A 23,055-nucleotide genomic window follows, 5' to 3' on the forward strand; every position below is an offset into this window, starting at 1 on the left:
AGTATTGCCCCGTTAACGACTCACTTCGTGCACTGTGTCTTCCAAATCCACCAACGATGGCCCTGTCGCCAGCCAAAGTCCCTCACCCAAACCAAACGCCTTAGATGTATCCGTCGCCCCAGACATGACTAAATCGGGTCTCTCACGACCTTTAAGCACCACTTGAAGGTCTATGTAGTAATCCTGCCCCAAATACAGCTGAACCAATTCCTGTAGCTGCACAAAGCGGGGCTTGCCCGGTTGCAATGCTGCAAACAGACTCAAGTTGACCGGCTCAGTACGAATACGAATACTGCAGGCACCTTCGTACACTGCGCTGCCAATGACAAAATCACGCCCCAGGGTGCTGTTGCACTGCCCGGTGATGTGTACCTGATCATCATCAAGGTCAAACCAGCGAGCGTGAAATTGCTGAATGCTGACAGCACATCCAAGTGCATTGGCGATAATCCGCTTTAGTCCCAAAGCATGTCGTGGCCGCTTACTGAAGAAGCCTGAGAAATAGAGTGCCTTGGCTTCACTCTCGGTACTCACCGCGCTTACACCCGATTCATTTCTCAGGCCTGAATAACCCAGAAGCACACGGTGCCCAGTACCTTTTTCGTGCCCTTGCCCCGGTTGCAACTGCTGCTCTTCCCCCAAAGGAAGGCGATTCTTGCGCCAGGCCCGATACATAAAACTGATCGCGCGTGAATTAAAGCCATCCAGCAAACGAATAAAGGCAGCATCTTTAAGCCGATGACGCTCTTTCAACAGTTCGGTGTAGTGGACCGGGAGCACACCGGCCGGACCGGTAAGCCCGAAACAGGCCACATGTAAAAGGTTCTTGGTGTACCCCTGCGACTGCAAGGGTTCCAACCTGACACAGGCCGCATGAGGGAAATCCAGGCTTTGTAAGACCCTGAATTCTGCGAACTCACTGTGCAGTGGATAGTCACGCCCTATGGGTGCAGCATTCCGGCCAACCCTCAGAGCATCGACTTCCAGCCGCCGGAGCAGTTGAAAGAAATGCGTATTCGGCAGTCGTGCTTTCGCAGTCATATCAGCGCCTGCTCTCCTGCCCGGGCGGGCCAGACCTTGAGCGGTGTTTCCTCACCATCCAGTTCGACACTAAGCTGGATGAACGCATTTACATGGGTGTACAACCCCAGGAAACGCTCCAGGACAGAGGCAAACAGGAAAGGGCTATTCCCGGAAAAACGGGTAGAATCAATGCCAAGACTGACGCGACTGCCGCGACAGAAAAAGGGTATCCCGCGCTCATCAACCATGCGCATGGTAGACGGAGCGACACGACTGACTCTAACTGCATCAGCTGCATTGGCATTTTCCCGACTGCGACTGCTGTTGTAGAGGCTCAGCATTTTGCGCAACACCAAAGTACCAGCTTCATCTGCGGAGAGAGACACGTAGTTCAGATTGAGATGTGAAAGCAGGTTCCAATAAGTGTCGTCACCCAACTGGGGGCGGACCACATCACTGAACGAGGTTTCCATCAAAATTTTACCAACAGCTGAAGAACCGCTGCTGAGTACTAAAGGTGGCTGGCTCCACGTCTGGCTCAACCGCTTGGGCAGGTTTCCGTTGAAGCATTTCAAGCGTGTGAGTACGACCGCTTCCTCCTGCTGCGCCATGAGTTCGTCGCTATTGATTAACGACAGGAATACCTGGCTACGCGTATTGCCGGTATCCCTCTCTTCGCGACGCGAGTGCCAACTGGCACAAGATTGTTGACTTACATCCCAGCCATGGATGCCGAAAAAAGGCCGTACCGTTTCGATTTGACTTTGGTCAGCACTCACCGAAACACTATCAATGCTGTACACCTCCACGCTGTCCGGGTGGCGTGCATCCGCAATTACCGGATACTCATATTCCTGGTGTGTCAGGCGGGTTGGCTCTGCAAACTGTTCATACAGGTTAAGCAGGGGCGTCGCATTCAGTACAAAGTTACCGGCATCAACAGTTGCTTCAATATCCGGGAGGCTTTTGTTGAAATAGAGAAATACATCAAATGCCTGGCCGTTCAACTTGGCTTGAGCCGCGTCATCAAGTTCAATATCAAAAAACAGAAACTTATCCGTGTAATTGAAGTACTCCGTCAACAGCCGGTACCCCAGAAACGACTGCTCCGGATAGTCAAAAATGCCCTCGTGCTCGCTGAATCCCACTTGTTGAATGGCATTGCTCGCATCCATGAACACGGCATTGGCATCGTATTGATTATCTGCAACCCCAACCGTCAGTGCATGATTGTGAATAAGTTCATAAAGCGCAAAGCTGTAGTGCCGGTTCCCCTTGATAAAGAATCTCAGCCTGCTAATACCAGTTGTTTCAAGCTCCACATCCGGGTTAATGGCTACCAGCCGGAGCTTAAGAGCCGACTCCAGTTCGGATGTCTGGCCTGGAGTTGGCGCATCCACCGGATAGCTCTGCAAACGTGCACTTTCAAGCTTTAACGGCAAAACCTGTGCGTCATAGACTGTTTTAAATCGACAGGTATATTGCTCGTCAACATCGGCATGAACGTCCTCACCCGCAGGAATAGAAGCCAGCGTCGACAAATCCTTGTCCGGCTCAAAACTGATGATGGAATAACTGGGCAGCGGCCGCAGAAAGTGTGGATAAATCACATCCATCAGGGTTTGGCATAACTGGGGAAACTCATCATCCAGTTTTTTTCGGACTCTTGCGTTCAAAAATGCAATGCCCTGAATAATGCGCTCAACATGGGGGTCACGTGCTTGGTCATCCGTCAGCTGCAGGCGTGCAGCAACCTTAGGAAACTCTTCCGCAAACGCCTCTCCCCTGCGCTTCAGGTAGTTCAGTTCACGCTGATAGTAATCAATCAGAACGTTGCTCATCGTTGCACCGGCTGAAAGCTGAAGATATTGCGAGAAGGTTCAAATGCCGCTTGAATAACAACCGGTTCAGCATCTGTAAAAATGCGCAAGCGTGCATCGATTCGAAAGCCCAGACGGTCCTGCTCAGCAGAACGCTCCAGGAGTTCCACCTGCACTTCACTCAAGCGAGGCTCATTGGTTCGAATGGTGTCCAGTATTTTCTGACGCAGAGCTTCCCGCCCGCTCAACGCAGAAATGTTGATATGCGCAAAATCAGTCACACCATAGGTCAGCAACATTTCTCCAGAGCCTGTTACTGCCTCGTCACCATGCCGACAACGATTGTTCAAGAGGTTCTCCAGGTCCCGCATAACACTCTGCTTGTAGGCGCGATAGCGGATGGCCGGCGAGGAGAAATCATCTGCGGCACGGTCCGGATTATCATCCAGCAGCATCTGCAGAAACGGTGCCTGAAAAGCGTCTTCAGACATCATCCCCGAGCTTCCTCCCGCTCCAGATTACGAATCTGCAGCAAAGGCACCAGTTCATCCCCCACTAACAGGCATTTCTGACCAACGCCGTGTACTAACCCAGCAGCCTCTGACGCTACCCAGTCCGTCAGACGTCCCATACGGGCATTGGCATCGGTAACCGGCGTTTTGGCATAAATTGCCGGGATGTAGACCGGAAGCGGTGCAGCGGAAGCCTCATCATTCACACGCTTGACCAACGCGCGACGAAACATCAAATCAATCGGCTTTTCATAAGGGAAAAATTCGATACTGCTGATATTTTTCCAGGCCAGCCAGGCATAGCCACTCTTGGGAGTGAACACTTCCAGGAGTGGCGCTGTTAGATCATCAGGTTCAGCCAAGCTGCCATACTCCGGCTCGTCTTGAGTTTCACATTTAAAAGTCAGCTCCTGCCGAGCTCGCTCCAGCAATTGCTCAGTTTCACCAGGGACCAGGGCTCCCTGCTGGTACGCCTGAATCAGCTCATAGGCGGACTCGACCCAAACCCTGTCTTCCTCAAACATGATGGGCAGCCCGCCGGCCTGGCTGAAGAATGCCTGGCGGGATATTGCCGCATTGACCAGCTCTGCAATCAATTTCAGATTGATATAGGAGGCAGGATCAGCCTGATGGTTGAGCTCCAGTACCGAGAGCTGCTTACTTGCCTTTTCGTATTCACCTACGAAAAGGTACAGTTGCAACAACAGACTGCGCCCTTCCTCGCAATCGGGATTATCACGCACATATTCCTTTGCCTGCATGAGTGCAGTTTCGAGATCACCATTCCGAAACTGATCTCCTATCTCCATGAGATTCATCATGATCCTGTCATCCGATTAGTCACGACCTCGGCACTGAACTGTATCGAGGTTTCAATTGATTCGAGCTGAAAGTGCGGCTTCAAATGCACCGTGCATTGGTAGGCCCCCTGGCCACCTGCCGGCTCACTCACCTGAACCCGGGCTTCTCTCAACGGGTACTTTGCCAGCAGCACTTCACTGGCTTCATCCGTCGACATGACGTACTGCATGATCCAACGCTGCAAGAAATGCTGGCATTCATCGGTTGTCGAAAAAGAACCGACCTTGTCTCTTACCAATACTTTTAGAAAGTGGGCAAAACGGGAGGTACATAGCACGTATTGCAACATTGCCGAGTAGCGAGCATTGATTTGTGCCTGGGGCGTGTCATACCGCGTAGGGCGCTGCAACGAAGACGTGCTGTAAAACACGCCGGGTCCGGCGTGGGCCGAGTAACACAATGGAATAAAGCCCAAATCAGACAAAGAACGCTCAAGAGCATCCGGTATCATGACCTGGGACGAAATCACTGGCTGGGTATCGACATCAGACGTGTGAATATTCAGGCTGGGCACTACACCTCCACCAAAATAACGTTTCCCGGTGATTTCAGCGAGCCAGCCGGTATGCATGAAGCAACGTGCGATAACAGCCCCCAGAGGGAAAATAGCGCCCACTTTGAGGTAGTCTCTTTCCCCTGTGACCTGTTCCCTGTAAACGAAACGATCGGTTCTCAGGCGGCTGAATGTATAGGGTTTGCGGATAAACACCCCGGGCAGAGCCAACCCAATAAAACGGACGTCCTCCTGTTCACGCAAGGCATTCCACTTGATGAAGCGCGCCTGCCGGTAGGTCGTATCCAGGTCCAGACCTGTGTGCAGGCCGCTGAAATCATCAAGATCCAGTAATGATGGAGATGCATTAAATATAAATGGGGTGAAGCTTGCCGCGCCGACTGCTGCCAGCCCCTGCAGCACACGCAGGTCATCCACACCATGGGTCGCTGGCGTCAAGCTGACGTCATGATTACACAGCATAACGCCAAAAGGCTCACCACCTGGCGTGCCGAACTCGGTGCTGTATACCTTGGCAAAAAGGTCACTTTCCTCAACATCAATCGCGCGTGTCAGGTCACGGTGCAAGTCCCGCCAGGAAACATCCAGCAGTTTCACTTTAACCTGAGGATCGAATGCCAATTGCTCCAGCAGGTAACGACAACCGCTCCACGCAGACTCCAGTGCCTGAAAATCCGGATGATGCAGTACCTCATCCACCTGACGCTGAAGCAGTTGGTCAATGTGTGCGATCTGCTGGTTCAAGCTGTGCAAGATCTGTATTTTGGTAGGCTTTTGACGCAAGACGTCATGCCCCACAGCGTCAATCAGCTCCTGCAGCCACGCATTATCCACAAGCGCTCTCCATCCCTGCTCATCAAGGCCGGGCAACTCAGGCCCGACCTATTCATTCCATTGAAGCTTACTTGCCGCCCAATTGAGGAATACGTGCGACCATACGCATGGAAGCGGTCAACTCCTCCAACTGCAACCAGGGGCGCATCCAGGCGACAACGTTGTAAGCCCCCGGTTGACCCGGTACTTCCGTTACCTGAACCTTTGCGGCACGCAGCGGATACTTGGCTTTCATATCCTGACCTGAGTCCGGGTTATCATTCACGTAATTGAGCAACCAGCGGTTAAGCCAGGCTTCAACATCATCCGCTTCCATGAAAGAACCAATCTTGTCGCGCCCCATAACCTTGAGGTAATGAGTGAAACGTGACGTAGCCATCAGGTAAGGCAGGCGTGCTGAAATAGCCGCGTTGGCAGTCGCTTCAGGGCGGTCATAGCGCGCCGGTTTCTGTGTTGACTGGCCACCAAAGAACACTGCGTAATCGGTATTCTTATAATGACATAGAGGCAAGAACCCCATTTTGGACAACTCCGCCTCGCGACGGTCTGTAATGCCAATTTCCGTGGGGCACTTCAGATCCAGGTCACCATCGTCACTGGTGAAGATATGCGTCGGCAGGTTGTCCACCCGACCGCCAGCCTCCGCACCACGAATCGCTGTGCACCAGCCTGTTTTGGAGAAAGCCTCGGTCAGGCGCGCGCCCATGACATAGGCTGCATTCATCCAGCAGTAGTCATCATGGCTTGCTTCACGGGCAATACCGTCTGAATCGATAGGTGCTTCTTCGTAGCCGAATGCATCAACCGGGTTGGTTTGCGACCCATAGGGAAGACGGGCCAGCACACGTGGCATGGTAAGGGAAACGAAACGCGAATCTTCTGACTCTCGGAAGCTGCGCCACTTGATGTATTCCTTGGAGTCAAAAATCTTCTCAAGATCTTTGGGTCGAGACAGCTCAGTCCAGTTCTCAAGCCCGAATAGCTCAGCGCCTGCAGCAGAAATGAATGGACAAAATGCCGCTGCCGAAACGTTGGACATTTTGGAAAGCAGTTCAATATCGTTCGGTTTGCTGGTGAATTCATAATCACCGATGACAGCCCCAAAGGGTTCACCACCTGGTGTACCGAACTCTTCTTCATACAGCTTCTTGAACATCTCACTCTGGTCAAATTCGACTGCACGGTCCAAATCCCGGAACAGTTCTTTTTTGCTCAGGTTGAGCACTTTCAGCTTGAGCGAAGAGTTGGTCTCACTATTATCGGTCAGGTATTTGAGCCCGCGCCAGGATCCTTCCAGTTTGAGAAACTCTTCGGAATGCATCACCGCAGCCAATTGCTCTGACAGCTTTGTATCCAACATGGAGATGGCATGATTGATCGTTTTGGCAATATTGCGATCCCACACCACGGTCCCTTCAAGCGCTTCATCAATCAGGGTTTTAAGCAGATCTTTGGCTTCATCGCTTTCCGTTTGCTTTGTCGCACCAATTACCTGATCCAAAAGACTGGCAGAATCTTCAACCAGTACTGCCGATTCAGACTTCAGAGCTGTAGTTGTTTCACTCATCCTTGGTCACCTGTCCTCAATCGTTCGGTCTGCTGTTGAGCTCTTTGGCAAGCTGTTCCATGTCGTCGGTGTTTTGCAGAACCTTTTCAAGCAGAGATTCCAACTCTTCAGAGCGATCTGCCTTGGTCAGCAAGTCACGCAGTTTATTGCGTGTATCAAGCAGCTTTTTCAGTGGTTCAATCTGCTCGACCACTTTCCCGGGTTCAAAGTCATCCATTGAGCGGAAATCCAGCTCTACCAACATGGAGCTATCATCATTTTTGAGCTTGTTATCGACCTTGAAGCTCAAACCTGGCTGCATGCGCGCCATGACATCATTGAGATTATCGTTATCCACCTGAATAAATTTCCTTTCTTTCAGGCTTTTGGCCGACACACCTGGAGCATTACCGGTGTAATCCCCCATAATGCCCATGACAAAGGGCAGTTCTTTCTGAATCACGGCCCCTTCAGTCTCGACATCATAGGTGATGTGTACACGTGGCTTTCGAACCCGGGCAAGTTTCTTGTGAATACTCTCAATCGCCATTGTTTTCCCTCGCTTGAATTTCCATTTTTGTGCGTGAGCCCATGCCTCAAGATTGAGACCCGGACAGACCAATCAATCTGAAGAACTGCCCACGAACCGCTTCGTCATCCAGTAACTCCTCCATCAGCTCCGCGAGCTCCATACGTCCCCAGCGCTCGACTCTTTCCATTTGATAAGAAAGCGGTGAATGAGGCTCAGATTCCTTGAAGTACAAACTCAACCTGGACACCATCACAAGCGCTTCATCTCTGGAGGCCGGCACATAGTGCTCAGGCTCAAATTGAGCTGCCGTTTTTTGTTGAAGCACTGGTGTCGTTTGTGTATCCGGCGGTTCAACTTCTGCTTGAAGCTCAGTTACAGGCTCCGAATCAGACTCAGTCGATGATTGCAGAATAGATTCATCTACCTTGGCAAAGCTGCTGAGGGCTTCCCAGGCAAGTGACAGAATATTCTTGATCGCAGAGGTCGGTGGCGCATCATGCCCGCAACGCTCGTACAAGAATTGATCAATCGCCGAGAAGCGCTTTCTGCAGGCGTCAATAGCATGAGCTGAAGCACGCAAGCTGTCTCGATCCCGCCCCAAAATCAACTGTTGCCACTGCTCAACGGTCTTGGTGCCGTCTTCTATCTTGCGCTTACGGCGCGTTTCATCTTGAATTTGTGCCAACTCACAGGACTTGATGTAGTCCCAGGTAGAAACAGCTTCGCCCTCGTGGGTGGTCAACACCGGTGCCATTCGAACAGGCATGATCAACGTACCTTCGCCGTTGTCACCGTTCAGACCCGTCAGTGGAAACAGCGTTGCACTGATGCCTTCGTCATCAGGCAAAGGGTGCAATCCTCCCCAAAAACGCTCCAACATGGTTTCAGCCAGTTCCAGCGACTCCGCCAAACCTGCAAACCCATCTATGCGCACACTGGCTTCAATAAGCCAAGCCAATATTTCCACGTCTTTTGTACGCGTTTGTAGCAGTTCCAGACACTGTTGCTTAATAGGCTGCCAATCTGCAGCAAGTGCATAGAGGTCCCCCAAGTCAAGAACCTTACGCTCCTGAGCCCTTATCGCGTTACGCTGATCTCTTAGCGCATGAAAATCGACCGACCACTCTGGATGCTCACGCAGGTCTTCACCATGTATACACTCGTCGCTGATAGGTTCGAGTAGAGCTGATTCCATGTGCTTCCCCTCTAATCAATTGTCCGCAAACGGTCCAGCAGTTCCTCACAGCGGGCCTTGTACAGTAAGGCCTGCCCATGTTCAGGTTCCACTGAAAGCACCTTGTCAAACTCAGCGATCGCCTGATCAAGTCTTTGCGCCTGATACAGCTGCAATCCGCGCGCATATGGCACTTCAACAAGTGATCTTTTCAGTGTGCGATAGAGCGCATCCACCTGGCCTTCACGCTGTCCTGGCTGCCCCTTGAGCAGTTCATAGGCAGTCTGAAGATCCCCCCGGCCATATGCCTGAAACGCTAGTGTTTCCTGATCCGAATACTCAACTTCAGCGATGCCCTGCTCCACTGGTGCTTCATCTTGCTCTGTCTCCTGAGCATCAGCCGTGTCGTCCGCCGCTTCCTCATCTGGTGCGACTACTTCGGTATCCGGTTCTTCAACTTCAGAATTTTGCTCGACCGCTTCATCGTCGGCAGCAGGCTCTGATACATTTGCTTCAATCAGCGCTTCGCCTGTCGGTTCAGACTCGATATTTTCAACCGGAGGTAACTGGGTCTCTTCAGGGTCAGTAGTAACGACAGGGCGAGATACCACAGGCTGACGACGGGCTGGCCTAACCTCTTTGGCAGGCAGCAACAACGTTTGCCCCGCTACAATGTTCGCCGATTTGAGCGCGTTCATTCGCATCAACAACGGGTAATAATCCGCTTTACCCAAAAACCGTCGGGACAAAGAAGGCAAACTCTCCCTGGCCTTGACTCTGTATGGCTCAAGCATTTCCGGATCGACATTCAAAGCTTTCAGCTTCTGATCCAGATCGGCATCCAGTGTGTACATCAGCGTCCTGGCACGCTGATGGTTGGGTACCAGAAACAGTACACGCCCCAGCAGTTTTCTGGCCTGTATATAATCAGCAGACTCTAACAAGGATTGCTCAGCTTGCTTAAAGGCAGTACGTGAGTCTTCCCCTTCTTCTTTAAGAGCAAGAATCCCAACCTGGTCCAACCCCAGATAGCTGGTCTGTGGCAGAACTGCAAATTCAGGCTCATGAATCACACCAATAAGGGCCAGCCCTCCATAGGGGGCTTCCTCCTTCTTGGCGTTCATAACACAGCCCTGCAGTAACAACAAAGACGCTATAAGACTGACTCTCAAACCGACTTTCATCACTTATTCCCTGTCTACAATCAGCGCGGTGACATTGTCATTGGCCTGACGTGCCAAAGCCATGTTGACGAGATTGGCAACCGCCCGTTGCTTGTCCTCGCTGTAATAAAGCGTTTTGCCAAGCTCTAACTGTTCAATCATGTTGGACAGCCCGTCACTGCAAAGCAAAAAACGGTCACCAATTTCGAGATCAAGATATTTCAACTCCACACTGGTATGAGTGTTCACACCCAGAGCCCTGGTCAAAACATGGCTGGCAGGATGAGTTCCCTCAGGTGTGTCTGTGGAAATAACACCTTGATTGACCAAGGCTTCGTACTGGGTATGGTCTCGGGTAATCAGTTCAAAGCTATTGCCTCGCATGCGATAAAGTCGCGAGTCTCCGGCCCAAAGCACGGCTGCCTGCTCTTCATGGATAAGTAAGGCTATAACTGTTGTTCCGATAACATCGTCGACATAAAAACTTTTGGACATATCGCAAAGCGCAGTGTTTGCCTCATCCAAGACCAGCTGCGCCTTATTGAGCAATTCAGAAAAACTTCTGAACTCAAGTGCCTCCAGGCTCTCCAGGCTTTGCGTGATCAAGTGACTGGCAATGCTGCCTTCCTTGTGGCCACCCATACCATCAGCGACACACCAAATTCCGCAGGTGTTAAGACATGCGAAGCTATCCTGATTTTCGCTCCTAACCATGCCTACATCCGTTTGTCCGTGGCCATTCCATCCTGGTGTGGTCATACTGCTCAGAATCCATTCCCGGTTATCAATGCCTCATATTCACTGGCCTGAGGCAGCTCGGCAAAACTGCAAAAAGGCTTGTCCTTGCTGTTCAGCGACATGGATGACCACCAGAGGCTCCCACCTACATCACCGACCATGAGATCCAGCACCAGCGGAAGGCGGCGCTGAACCAGTTCGGTACTGTTAGGCAACGTCATCGCATCACCCAACGCCAGACTGGAGGTTTTCTGCTGAATCAGTAGCTGAAGATCTTTTACATCCAGCTGGCGTTGCAGGGCTTCAATTCCTGACTGTTCAAGAGCAGTCAACAAGGGTTCAGCTTCCTTGAACAACCATGCCGTAGGCACTCTTTCGGCATCCAGCTGGAACAACAGAAAGAGAGGAAAATAGCGACCGGCCGCATCTACACTAGGCAGCATCACCCCTGCAGTCGCTTGTGCTGGCTGATCAGGCACAAGCATACAAAAGCGCCATGCAGGTGATACCAAATACGCTTTCAGCCAAGGCACCTCCCCCATCTTCGTCCGACTTGCGTAGATCACATCATTGCACCAGTCGTACAAACCTGCCGTCAGTTCGGCATTTGTATGCAGGCTGACAAAATCCCCATGAGCGGGGAGCTTGCCGTAAATTCCAATTTCTACCCCGGACATCAGTTACACCTCAGCTGTCGCAATTCAGCTAATTGGAACGGGTTGTATACGCTCCCCGCCTTCACCTCCATTGAAACGCGATAGCGTCCTTTCAGCTGGAAGGTCAATTCATAACGCTCGGCATCCAAACGTTTCACATCAGCACGATCAAAGAGTCTGAACAACGCCCACTCGCCTTGCTCGGTAATGGATTCCTGACCCTCAAGAGTGACGACCACCAATCGAGCGATACCACGCTTACCAGAAGCCCTGTTGGCTCCCGGCCAAACAAAACGACGCCCAGTGACCGGACCGTGCGCATATCCCATTTGTTCACCATCGATAGAAAGGCTCATCCGCAAAATCGATTTATCCATCCGCACAGGCTTGATTTCAAAGGAAACGGCTGGGCTGTTAGCACCTGTTCTGTAGAAGGTATCGCGAATAGATCGACCCAATTCCAAATGGCGAAGTACATCATCGGAGAAGCCCAGGCTGATACCCTGGCTATAGTTCCACCGCCAGGGACGACGGGAAGTATCGATATGGTCTATCACAACATCGTTAAAGTACTGATCAAGTGTTCCGCCTGGTGCGAAATAGGCGGTCATGTCATCCAGCGTAATTTCTCGCTGACTGCGCTTGTTGAATGGGTAGCGCCCTTCAATCATTTTCTTACAGTGTCGCACCACATCGTTTTCCCAGCGCCGGCTCATATATTGCCTTGCATCCGAGGTTGTATGACGCTTCGCGCTCTGGGAAATTTTTCCCATAAGGCCGGCAAGAAACACGGGCTGTCGTGATGCTTCCGCATCCATATCCTGCAGAACTGAAGAAGATCCCATGGGTTCAGATGAAGCCTGGAATGCAGTACGTCCTCTGTTCAGAGCGCCATCCATTGCTTTCATCTCAACATAGAGTTCATCCAGCATTCTGATTGTCCCTTCAATCGGTGCCGGCCGATCTTCCTCTGCACTGACCAAGACGTTCAAGTCCGCAAAGTACTCAACGACCGGGTTTGGCAAGCGATCTCTAAGTGCAAGTGCCTCACCGGTATTAATCAGATTGGCTGAAGTATCACCATCTGTTGTGCTGTTATCTACATCAGCAACCTCAGGCAAGCTGGCAAAAGCCTCATCAGATGTGTGATAGGCAATTGCCTTGAGCAGATCAACCAAAGGGGAATCCTTACTGGCCAGCTCTCGCAGAACTCCAAGAGTCTCCCGCGGACTGTTCATCGGGGTAAAGTCCACCTGATCCAGATAGTTTCTCCAGACCTGAAGGTACTCATCCAAATACATTCCTTCCAGCTGCCGCTCCATCTTGTTTGCACTGACGCCAATAGACTCAAGGCCGTACTCCTGACCCATCACCCATTCATCACTCAGATAGCGCCCTAATAAGTCAGCACGCTTCTCCAGGAAATATTTCCTGTAACCCTCACGCGTGAAAAACCCGTTCACATCGGCTGTGATCGGCTGGCCATTCCGGAACCTGAACATGTACACAGCCTGGCTGCCGATGGCATCCACTAAACGAAAGGGTGTTAGCTCAGGATCAGCAAGGCCATTTTGTCGAAGCCGGAAATACAGGCGCCGAGCGGGAGGCAGCGTACTCAGGATTTGACGAACGCCAGCTACAAGCTCGGTATCCGGCTCGACATCTGACTCCTGAGGCAGGTACTCAAGCAACGCATGTAAATGTGCCTCTAACTGTTCTCGATCATTCCCTCTTGTTCCCTGTGGTAGACGGTGTTCCCATTCACGTTTAAACCACCCCTGCACCGCGGTCGATTCAAGATGCTGAGGCGACGTCAGCATCAGATACACCCTCAGTGTTTCATACAAGTAATCGGCGTTGTTTTGACGGTCATGCAGGCGCTGCTCGACTTGCAACAGCAGGCGTGGGAAAAAGCCCTTATAGAGCAACTGCTGATAAGCCGAAACTGCTCCCTGGCCAATTTTGTCCCCCTGGTTCAGACCCAGATAGTGCCACCAGGGGATGGAACTGGCTTGCTGGTCGGCATACCCGCCCGGCAATTGCCTTACCTGTTCCAGCGCGGTGGCGGGCGCCAGCACGCTCTGGTCATAGCGACTTATTTCAGCAATGCTTTCATTCGAAGCCTGGACAGCTGCATTAGCACGCTGAACCAGCCCCTGGTTTTCCACAAAACCATAGCCCCAGTAACCAGCCACCCCAAGCGACAGCAGCAAGACAGATGCATATCCCAGCATATGGAAAATAAACATCCGCTTCTCATGCTTGATGTTGGTACCGGCTAGACCGGCTTCGGCAAAAATAACCTTCTGGAACAGGTGCCGCAGGAAGTACCCCTTGCCTTTGCCTGGCCTGAGACCTTGCGCTTCAGCCCGAAGGCCAAACCGTGCACCCAGAGCATTCACTACACGGTCCAAAGTCGTGCCGTCCTGAGTGCCACTGGTGAAATACACCCCTCTCAACATTGGCTGCGTTTCAAAGCGCGTGGATTTGAATACCTCTTGTAAAAAAGTAACGATAGAGCCCTGCAGCAGACCAAATGAACGGGGAAACAGATAAATCTGATTGCGGCGCCCAAGATCATTCTCCACCTGCAGGCGCTCAAGCTCTCGTGACTGAATTCGATCCTGTAGGGTGCGAAACTCCGTCAAAAAAGTTGGGACAACATCCTGCTCTTCATCACCTTCGTATGGGTAGGTGATACCCCACACCTGCTCCCTTTCTTCTCTGTCCAGATCATCAAAATATTCACTGAACCCAGGCAAAAGGTCACACTTGGTAAAGCAGATATAAACAGGAAACCGTATCCCGAAACGTTCCTGAAACTCCTGAATACGCTGTTTGATTTGCCTGGCATGCGCAATCAGTTCAGATTCCTGGAGCTTGAGCAAACTCTCGACAGGAAAGCTGATAATGATGCCATTGATAGGCTTTTGCTTGCGGTAACGCCCAAGCAACTCAAGGAAGCCCTGCCACTCCGCTTCATCCTGCTCTGATTGTGAGTCTCGGCTGGTATAACGCCCAGCCGTATCAAGCAACACAGCCTCATCAGTGAACCACCAATCACAGTTACGTGTTCCTCCGACACCCTTGATTGATGCGCCGACAGAATCTTGCAGTGGGAAGTGCAAATCAGAGTTGACCAAGGCTGTTGTTTTGCCTGCACCGGGTGGGCCTATCATCACGTACCAGGGTAAGACATACAGATAGCTGCCGCGCCCACCTTCCCGCGTTTTGACTTTTTTCAACATGGAAAGCGCTGTGTCGAACTTTTCCTTCAGTTCATCAATTTCACCTTGGGCAGGCTGTGCCTTCTCGGCTTCCGGTTTCGAGGCAATCTCAGACGAAAGCTGTTCATTCTTGCGCTTATTCTGAAAATAGGTTTTAGCTTTGTACAACAAGGCCATACCAAACATGCCGGCAATCATTCCACCGCGGGTTAACGCCGAACCGAAGGGGTCATTTCCCCCAATCATTACTGCTGGCAGAACAAACCATATCAGCAGTGCAATAACCACCAGCGCCAAAAGGCCAAACAGTGTTTTGAGCCGCGAAGCCAAAGCAGTCAAAAAGCGCATGATTATTCTCCCTCACCCGTTCGCCAGACAACGTTGGACAGCAGCACTATCTCTACTCGGCGGTTCTTGGCTCTTCCTTCTGCACTACCGTTGTCGGCAACCGGAACGGTGTCGGCCTTTGCTTCCACTTCGAAACGTTCAGATTCACGTGTGTAAGCGGCCAAATGATCGGCCACTTCTTCCGCTCGAGCCAAAGAGAGATGCCAATTGGATGGATATTTGAAAGTACTGATTGGCTGACTATCTGAGTGCCCTTCCACCAGAACTTTGCCTTCAACCTCATACAGGGCCTGGGCGATTCGCTTCAGCAAGGGCTCATAACTGGCAATAATTCCCGCTTGTGCAGAACGGAAAAACAGATCCCCCCGCAAGATTATTCGCACACGGTTATCACGTTCCTCTACAGCCACCAGGTTTTCATCGATTTCCGGCTTTAGAAAAATACGCAACTTTTGCAGGGCCGAGAGATCAACAACACGTTGGCGTTCGAAAGAAGTACTTACACTTTCAGCAAGATTCGCTGCATCACGAAACACGGGGGTCGATATTTGGTTTAGCAGGTATAGCAAGGTGAAAAACAATAATGCCAGCACACCTGCCATCACCGCTGTAAAAGCCCACAGAGGGACAAACCTGCGAAGGTTTCGATTTGCACTGGCGACACCTTGCCAATGAGGTGAAAGCTGTCGAATGGTCTCACCACGCTGGGTCCGAATCACTCGATACAAGCGAGAACGGATCTCTGCAAGCTTTCCCATCCGGTCTGCCTCCAGGGCGTATCGACCTTCAAAGCCAAGTGTCAGGCAGATATACATTAACTCGAGAAGATCCACATTGGCTCCCGGGTCTTTTTCAAGCCGGGTCAACATGATAAAAAAGTTCTCCCCTCCCCAAGTTTCATTATGAAAAATGCTTAGAAGACTGCGTGTTTGCCAATCACTCTGCCCTCCCCAAGGGGTATTCAGAACAACTTCGTCCAGAACTGTGCATAATATATAACGCCCCATCATCACAGTTCTGATGTCAACACCTGACTGACGAGCATTATTTTCATACTGCTCAATTTCTTCGCTCATCTGCTGGCGTAACAAACCCGCACTGGGATTGGAATGTGAGCGCCTGATAGTAGGAATCAGGCTCAACAACTTGAAGGCAGCATTTTCCAGACGATTGAAGCCGGAACTCACCTTGCCATCACAGTCATCAAAAAGCGTCGACCACTGCCCAGTCGCTCGATCATGAGGGTCCGTTGCAGGTTCAGAAAAGCCTGACTGCCCGCCGGGTGTTGGAATAACGACCGTACGATCACCGCTGAAATCCATTTCCACCTATTCCATTTACAGCGTGGTTATTTGATTGCCCACAATTCCAGTTGAATACCAGGAAACTGGCTGCCAATATGCAATGCCAAACCTCTGGACTCACATATCTGTTGCCACAAGACTCCCTGAGTGGCCAACTCGAAGTACACAGCGCCGTTGTAGTAGGGGATTTGACGTGGAGCGACAGGAAGGGGCTCCAAACGGACACCTGGCAATTGCCGGTTAACCAGACTGGTAATCTGCTCCAACGGACCAATCTTGGCCTGGGCCGGCAACAGGCTCCTTAGATCCTCCCGCGGCATATCCGCTCTGACACAGAGTACAAACAGAGATTCAGATTCTGTTTCCGGTATATAACCGACGCGGATTCCATACCCTTTTTCTTCGAGCTCAATCTTGATTGCATTTTGATCAAGCATCGTACCAAGTGGCTGCTGCAATACCGCCTCAAATGCTTCGAATGTCTGTTGAAGATCCTCATGCTGATAAACCGGTCGGCCTCTCAGCTTCTTGCCTTCCGCAGTAAATGTGGCTAATTCACCGGCATACTGCACAAGCACACGGTACAGCTCAGCCGGATGCAGATGATCTGTTTTGGTATAATGCTCAAGTAAAGGTTCTTGCCGGTTCAGCAACTGCAAAAGTAAAAAATCCGCCACCTCGACGGATCCGCCACCTGCTGCAGAATTAAGTCTATCTGCAAGCGCCATAATTCGCATTTGTGTTAACCCATGCACCTCATTCAAAACTTTTGATATCAAGGTTGAATGCATTGCATTCAGGGTTGGCGCCACATAGTTTTCATCCAGCTCAACCGACTGGTTTTTTACTGACCGAATACGTGCAACAGGTATCCCCGTAAACTGGTGATGATATTCTCGAGCGGGCAGAAGATGCGTTTTCTTTCCTGCAACTTCAATATCTGCCAATGTACTTGATCCTGCGACTACATCGGGAACTTCCAGACTGGATATCCGGTAGCGGGCATTCGTATCCGCTTGCACCTGACGATCTATATCTTTAGTTCCTGCCCGCCAGATAGGCGTAGCCAAATATACCAGGCTGCCTTCATCCTCAACCGTCAGCTCAAGCGGTTCGGGAACATCGTCTTCTGCCGGGATAACAATCAGGCTGCCATCAGGCATGATGGCACGGCACTTCCTGATCACAACCTTACCCAGGCGCAACGCGGAGTCATCAAACTCCAGCGCACTGACCCCCCATCCATATGGGTGAAGTTGAGCACGTGTCTCACTGAACATTTGCTCTAAATAGCGGTCCTGCTGTTGAAAATGCTGCGGCCGGATAAACATCCCTTCAAGCCACGCAACCTTGCGATGCCAACTCATAATCCTTTATTCGCCCTCTACCATTTCAATTGCGGACCGTTCCGCCACCACATCGATCCGCATGGCTCTTTGCGAGGAAATAATACGACTCAAAAAACCTCGCGAATCTCGCACCTGCAAAGAGTCACGCCAGCTAGACTCATCGATATCACGGTACGCCGCGACGACACCTATGTAGCGGGTTCGCGGGTTCAAATCGGTGCTGATACTTTCATTACCTCCGGGAAGCAATATCAAATACTGCTCATCCAAAAGCCCTTCGGGCTTACTGGCTCCTTGATACAATGAGAAAAAGTCTTTCCGTTGAAAATCATTGATATTTTCAAATTGGTAAACTCGAACTTCAAGAGGTGATGCCTGCCCACTGTCATCAGGGTTTATATCTGTATTTGCATCAATATACATTTCGAGCTTAATGGGCTTTCCCTTATCCACCAAAACTTCCTCAATACCATCAAGTGGATTAAGAATGGCTTCTATAGGGTTCTTGCTGGCACACCCGGCGAGATGCAACACAGCAAAAATTAAAACTACCCATTTACAATACAGTTTCATTTCAACTGCCTTAGTCGATCTTCATAAGCTTTACCAAACTCATTGGCAAATAGGCTTTGAAAGTCGTCTTTCATGAGAGAGCAAATTTCCTCATAAAAGTCTTTATACTCTTTCCAGTAGTCAATCTGCTCACGCCCCATAATATTTCTGCTTTTGTACCTGGGCCTGCGTGTAAAACCATCCTCCAGTTGGCCAGGGTCAAACCTTGAAAGCAACTTTTCAAATGCAGATTGGATACCAGACATCATAGCCAATTGATGTGCCTGAACATCACGAAACCCCTCCGTAGCCGCAGCAGAAGAGCTCATATATGCAGAAGAACCTGACATAAGCATAATTTTGAGCGCCTCCACACCTGTTGGAGAAAACTTGAGCGGATTGTTTTCGGAGGGTCTGATCATGGTTTGTTGCAATCTGAACTCACCTTTCACCAGGCTCCGCGTTGCCAAGGCTTCAACAATTCCTTGTAACAGGATTCTCAACAATTCACCCAGTTCCTTTGCGACCTCACTTGTATCTTTATCGCTTCGGTTGAGCTCAGCTGAAACACCAGCAGACTCAAGAAACAACTCAAAGTCACTTTTTGAGTTATTACACGGATTAGTGTTTGCCGCTCGCGCCTCAGAAAGCTCAACCTGTGGAGTGCTTGTAAAAGCCTCGGAGGAGCCCTCAGTCTCTACAACAGGCGTCCGATTCAAATCCTGCTGCACAAACGCTTCAGTATCATGCTGGGTTTGAAAATCTGGCTCGTCGGCCATACCTGTAACGGCTGTTGACCCGCCTGAAGCGATTACAGGGGGAACTGTTGTTCCTTCCAACTGGTCAAGCCAGTTCTCGGGAATTGCCCCGCTAACTGGCGTATCAACTCGCTCATCGGGTGGCCCGCTGAATGCTGGTGAAACCTCGGAGGCAGACGGCACCCTGAAAGTTTCCTTTTCAGGAGGAACCACTTTCTGTGCTATACGGTTAATCTGGGGACTATCTAAATGAGCGCCGTGAGAACCCAGATCAGGAACTGGCGCAATGATTTTGGCAAAGTCAGGTGTTTCTCCGATAGGGGAATCCATTGACAACAACTCATCAAAAGATTCACCGACGCTCTCAGGCGCACCAACATCTGAGAGCTCTGCTTTGATTTCGAAGCCCCCTACAGTAAATAAGTCACCCTGCTTCAAGACGATACTTGAACCACGACCAACAGGCTCATCTGCTCCATTCAGGAACACACCGTTGGTACTAATATCAGTTAAATGGAACTCGTTGTTTTTGCGATGAATGACACAATGCTTACTAGAGATATGCAGGTCGGGGTCAGGCAATACCCAAGAATTATCCGTGCCTCGACCGATAGAAAAAACATCCACATCGACCAAAACACTCTCGGCGCCCGAGCCAAAATGTTGCCCATTGACGACTATTAAATTCAGTTCCATTGAATTAATTCCTGGTAGCCCAGTTTAAAATCGTGCTACATGTTAATTCAGCAGAATACTGTTTTAAAGAGTATTTTTTAAAATTAAAAATCAGAACATGTTGCCAAATGGTGTCGAAAATCAAAAATGTCGCACCACTGCAACGATAAGCACTATTATGGTATATAAATATGCGCAGGAGGGAATGATATTTGAAATATTAAAGAAAAACCTTAATAACAATTTAACTAAAGGTTAATTATATTTAAGTTTAGTCCTAGATAAAAATTATAAAAAAACCGGGCTATGCCCGGCTTCGAGTAAATACAGCACAACCTATCAACTCAGCCTTCCTTGTAGGAAGTAGTCTGGTGTTCTTCAGCCGGAATCTGTGACCAGCCTTCAGAGATGGTAACGATCAGCTCGCTGATTTCCTTGGCCTTGGCAGCATCGTTTTCACGGTTGGCTTGCATCAAGGTACGCAGCATGTAGTCGTAAAGGCCATCCAGGTTTTCAGCAACTTCACCCCCCTCTTCAAGGTTCAAACTGCCTTTCAGAGTAACGATGATCTCGCTGGCCTTGTTAATCTGCTGCGTACGCAGCTGAATATCCTTACGCTCAATAGCACCAGCCGCTTTGGCAAGAGCTTCCAGTGCACCACGGAACAACATGCTGATCAACTGGTGCGGGCTTGCTGCCTCGACAGCGGTATTCAGATCGACGCTTTTGTACTGGTTAAGGGCTTTGTTGATCATGCGCTAAAAATCTCGTGATTGGGAAAACGGTTCTAGAACTAGTTGTTTTGTGCAGTAAATGGCAACCTGTCAAGAATACCATCCAGGGAGTCTCCTGTAGCATTCAGGCTGCTTATAATCCGTTCCATGGCGAGGAATTGGGCGCTAATACGCGTCTCATACTGCTCCATACGGCGGTCAAGATCCTCACGATCAGATGCGATACCATCCAATTGATTATCCATATTATCTTCACGTGTCGATATGGCCCCATCGCTGGCAAGAAAGCGATCAATCAGAGAGCTGAGCTCCCCGCCCATACCTCGAGAGAAGCCGACCGTAAAGCTGCCTAAAGCAGCAGACCCTGGCTTGGCAGTGAAGTTAAGACCGTAACCAGAGGAACCAAGAGCAGGCAGTAAGACCTCACCTGCACCAAAGCCCTCTTCACCATTAATGGTGCCAGCAACATCCTGACCTGCCGTACTGACAACACCAGACGCTGCCCCCAAACCAAGCGCGTCCATAGACGCAGACTGGTTACTGATATTGACCGTAGAGGTATCGCCGTATTCCCTCGACGTAAAACTGAATTGACCTGTGACCGCATCAAAGCCAACATCTACCGCAGCATTGGAAGACTTAAGATTGCTGTCGCCATTGATTAATGACTGCAGATCAGCCCTGAGCTCTTCGGCTGAATTATAAATCCCATCAAGGGTAATTGTACTTGAGGCAACTCCGTTGACCTCCAAGCTGAAAGTATAGCCACCACCGGTTGTATCCAGAGGCGTATCAAACAGGTTCTGGATATCTGCACCAACCAGTTCACCTTTAGCCGGGTCCTGAGTAATGACGACCTCATAGCTACCAGGCTGAGCTCCATTACCCCGGGTGCCGACACCCACCTCCAGAAAACTGCTACTGGAGGATGTTTTCTGAGCAAATAGGTCCGCAACCAGGTCGAAGTTGTCATTCATGGCCGAGCTGAACTCGGCTTCATTGATCGACAAGGTACCATCAAGCTCAGTACGAATCCCCAGGTTCGTCAACGCGGTGAAACCCGATTCGACCCCCTCAACCTCAGAGCCTATTACCGAACGTAGTTGGCTCAACAAGGATTTGGCCGTACCGTCAGTGGCAAGATCACCCCGAATTGTCTGGTTGTTTTCGTCCTTGCTGTACCCGGTAAGGTTTTTCGCCGTCTCATAGAAGCTGTTGTAAGCTTCAACAAAATCACGAATCGCCTGATCAGCGACACTGGAATCCGACTCGACCGAGAAATTGATACTTTCCCCGACACTTGCTTTGTTGACCGTGAAATTGAATCCATCAATAACATCATCAATTTCATTGGTTTCTCGGCGAACTTCCAGGCCATTGATCTTTAGAACTGCATCACTGCCCTGCTGAGTCTCAGTAACGCCAGCGGACAGGCCGGCCTCGTTAAAGTTAAGTCCCTGCAAGAAAGTTGCGTCCGTACCGGTGCCATCATCAGTACCCGTTACAGACATTGCATTGTCTTCGCCTGATGGCGCGGTCAACATCAGCTGATATTGGTCGTCCACTTTCATGACACTGGCCTGGACACCAGAGTCACTGCCATTGATCTTCTCAGCCAGAGTTGCAAGTGTATCGTCTGCTTCAACCTCAATGTTCAACGCTGGCTTATCAGCATTAACACCGAAAGTGTCCGGGTTTCCGGATGCATATGTCCAGGTACCAAACTGAATGCTCAGCTCACCGCTTGCCCCCAGAGCAGCATCTTTATCACTATTGGCTGCCATAACGAGGGTCTGCGCCTGAGCAACGTCCAGCACTTCGATCTGATAACTACCTGCTTGAGCCCCTGGATCCAGAGAATTTGGTGTGATCAGGTCAGTATCAGGAAAGGCAACCGAGCGCGCGGCAAAGGTATCCGGGTTTGCCAGAGGCGATAGCATGCTCTGAAACTCAGACATGGCACTCTTCAAAGTGCCATACGCTGATATTTGTGCTTCGAGTTTTTCCTGACGGCTATTGAGGCGGTTTTCCTGAGGTGCGCGCTCAAGCTCGGTTAGCTGAGTGACCAGGTTCGACGTATCTATCCCTGACCCGCCACCAAGGGAAGAAATAATATTATTTGCCACAATTAACCTCCTGGACTCTCAAACGCCAAATTCCGCTTTGGCAAGCCTATGCACGTTCATCAAAGATGAGACCGACCATTCCTTCAAGAAACTCAGAAAACTTCAAAGTTTCTTCCGAAGGAATCTGTCGTACAACCTCATCTGTATCTCGATCCACAACCTTAATCACCACATCCTCCGTAGAATCATCTACCGAGAACTGAAGCGAGCGGTTGTAGCTATCCATGAGCTGGTTCATTTTCTCAACAGCTTCCTGCAAGTCTTCAATCGAAGCCGCAGTTTTCTCAGTAGCGTTCGTCTGCTGCACTGATTCAGACGAAGCATTAACCGTTTGAACCGGTACTGCCGATGCATTCGTCGACCCGGCATCTGCCATCTGACGAGAAGATGTACCCTGCTGTATTGCCTGGGCGCTACCTACGCCCGAAGAGTCGATATTCATATGACCCCCAGTGATCTACTGTTATTCATACAAGCAAGAATCCCATTATGACACACCCGGCTCCGCTTGCCCCAGTTACAGGCAGATGAAACGCACTGCCCCGTAGCCTCTATGTCGGCCACCAAGAGACTATCTTTAGCTTATTTTTTATACAAAAAAGCCACCCG

At 50.4% G+C, this 23,055-nt stretch carries 19 protein-coding genes; all 19 read right to left on the reverse strand.

Translation table 11 applies throughout. From position 1 onward, the window contains the following. Nucleotides 1-12 precede the first annotated feature (12 nt). The 19 genes from tssG to BW956_RS20190 all read right to left on the reverse strand — a co-directional run bounded on the left by tssG (nt 13) and on the right by BW956_RS20190 (nt 22,888). Nucleotides 13-1,041 (reverse strand): type VI secretion system baseplate subunit TssG, encoded by a 1,029-nt coding sequence (gene tssG / locus BW956_RS20100; protein WP_076465799.1) that lies wholly within the window; start codon nt 1,039-1,041, stop codon nt 13-15. Continuing rightward, nucleotides 1,038-2,864, reverse strand: a complete 1,827-nt coding sequence (gene tssF, locus BW956_RS20105) for a type VI secretion system baseplate subunit TssF (protein WP_076465801.1) — start codon at nt 2,862-2,864, stop codon at nt 1,038-1,040. Before tssF ends, tssG begins: the two co-directional genes overlap by 4 nt. After that, a complete protein-coding gene (tssE, locus tag BW956_RS20110; protein ID WP_076465804.1) occupies nt 2,861-3,337 on the reverse strand; it encodes a type VI secretion system baseplate subunit TssE in 477 nt (158 codons plus the stop codon). Before tssE ends, tssF begins: the two co-directional genes overlap by 4 nt. Next, on the reverse strand, nt 3,334-4,176 hold the full coding sequence (locus BW956_RS20115) for a type VI secretion system accessory protein TagJ (RefSeq protein WP_083703169.1): 843 nt from the start codon (nt 4,174-4,176) through the stop codon (nt 3,334-3,336). The genes tssE and BW956_RS20115 overlap by 4 nt, the downstream gene beginning before the upstream one ends. Further along, a complete protein-coding gene (gene tssC, locus BW956_RS20120) occupies nt 4,173-5,564 on the reverse strand; it encodes a type VI secretion system contractile sheath large subunit (RefSeq protein ID WP_076465810.1) in 1,392 nt (463 codons plus the stop codon). The genes BW956_RS20115 and tssC (BW956_RS20120) overlap by 4 nt, the downstream gene beginning before the upstream one ends. Before the next feature lie 67 nt (nt 5,565-5,631). Beyond that, nucleotides 5,632-7,131, reverse strand: a complete 1,500-nt coding sequence (gene tssC / locus BW956_RS20125; protein ID WP_076465813.1) for a type VI secretion system contractile sheath large subunit — start codon at nt 7,129-7,131, stop codon at nt 5,632-5,634. Between the two features lie 16 nt (nt 7,132-7,147). After that, on the reverse strand, nt 7,148-7,660 hold the full coding sequence (gene tssB, locus BW956_RS20130) for a type VI secretion system contractile sheath small subunit (protein WP_083703171.1): 513 nt from the start codon (nt 7,658-7,660) through the stop codon (nt 7,148-7,150). Between the two features lie 46 nt (nt 7,661-7,706). Beyond that, nucleotides 7,707-8,837 (reverse strand): type VI secretion system protein TssA, encoded by a 1,131-nt coding sequence (gene tssA, locus BW956_RS20135; protein WP_076465815.1) that lies wholly within the window; start codon nt 8,835-8,837, stop codon nt 7,707-7,709. Between the two features lie 11 nt (nt 8,838-8,848). Continuing rightward, on the reverse strand, nt 8,849-9,940 hold the full coding sequence (locus BW956_RS20140; RefSeq protein WP_076465818.1) for a LysM peptidoglycan-binding domain-containing protein: 1,092 nt from the start codon (nt 9,938-9,940) through the stop codon (nt 8,849-8,851). A gap of 63 nt (nt 9,941-10,003) precedes the next feature. Continuing rightward, complete coding sequence (locus BW956_RS20145; RefSeq protein ID WP_076465821.1) at nt 10,004-10,738, reverse strand: PP2C family protein-serine/threonine phosphatase; 735 nt, start codon at nt 10,736-10,738, stop codon at nt 10,004-10,006. A gap of 5 nt (nt 10,739-10,743) precedes the next feature. Further along, nucleotides 10,744-11,394, reverse strand: coding sequence for a type VI secretion system-associated protein TagF (tagF, locus tag BW956_RS20150; protein ID WP_076465824.1), 651 nt, complete (start codon nt 11,392-11,394; stop codon nt 10,744-10,746). Beyond that, nucleotides 11,394-14,948, reverse strand: coding sequence for a type VI secretion system membrane subunit TssM (tssM, locus tag BW956_RS20155; RefSeq protein WP_076465826.1), 3,555 nt, complete (start codon nt 14,946-14,948; stop codon nt 11,394-11,396). Before tssM ends, tagF begins: the two co-directional genes overlap by 1 nt. A 2-nt stretch (nt 14,949-14,950) precedes the next feature. Continuing rightward, the gene (gene icmH / locus BW956_RS20160) at nt 14,951-16,270 is read right to left on the reverse strand and encodes a type IVB secretion system protein IcmH/DotU (protein WP_076465829.1); all 1,320 of its coding nucleotides are present in this window, start codon (nt 16,268-16,270) and stop codon (nt 14,951-14,953) included. 26 nt (nt 16,271-16,296) lie between these two features. Further along, nucleotides 16,297-17,619 carry a type VI secretion system baseplate subunit TssK gene (tssK, locus tag BW956_RS20165; RefSeq protein WP_076465832.1) on the reverse strand — a complete coding sequence of 441 codons (1,323 nt, stop codon included), beginning with the start codon at nt 17,617-17,619 and terminating at the stop codon, nt 16,297-16,299. Between the two features lie 6 nt (nt 17,620-17,625). After that, complete coding sequence (gene tssJ / locus BW956_RS20170) at nt 17,626-18,174, reverse strand: type VI secretion system lipoprotein TssJ (protein ID WP_076465835.1); 549 nt, start codon at nt 18,172-18,174, stop codon at nt 17,626-17,628. Then, on the reverse strand, nt 18,171-19,607 hold the full coding sequence (gene tagH, locus BW956_RS20175; RefSeq protein ID WP_076465838.1) for a type VI secretion system-associated FHA domain protein TagH: 1,437 nt from the start codon (nt 19,605-19,607) through the stop codon (nt 18,171-18,173). The genes tssJ and tagH overlap by 4 nt, the downstream gene beginning before the upstream one ends. 323 nt (nt 19,608-19,930) lie before the next feature. Beyond that, a complete protein-coding gene (gene fliS, locus BW956_RS20180; RefSeq protein ID WP_076465841.1) occupies nt 19,931-20,341 on the reverse strand; it encodes a flagellar export chaperone FliS in 411 nt (136 codons plus the stop codon). A 38-nt stretch (nt 20,342-20,379) separates the two neighbouring features. Continuing rightward, entirely contained in the window at nt 20,380-22,446 is a 2,067-nt protein-coding gene (gene fliD, locus BW956_RS20185) for a flagellar filament capping protein FliD (protein WP_083703172.1), read from the reverse strand. A 46-nt stretch (nt 22,447-22,492) separates the two neighbouring features. Beyond that, nucleotides 22,493-22,888, reverse strand: a complete 396-nt coding sequence (locus BW956_RS20190) for a flagellar protein FlaG (RefSeq protein WP_083703173.1) — start codon at nt 22,886-22,888, stop codon at nt 22,493-22,495. Nucleotides 22,889-23,055: the final 167 nt, after the last annotated feature.

The sequence above is a fragment of the Marinobacterium stanieri genome, assembly GCF_900155945.1.
Taxonomy (GTDB): Bacteria; Pseudomonadota; Gammaproteobacteria; order Pseudomonadales; family Balneatricaceae; genus Marinobacterium; species Marinobacterium stanieri.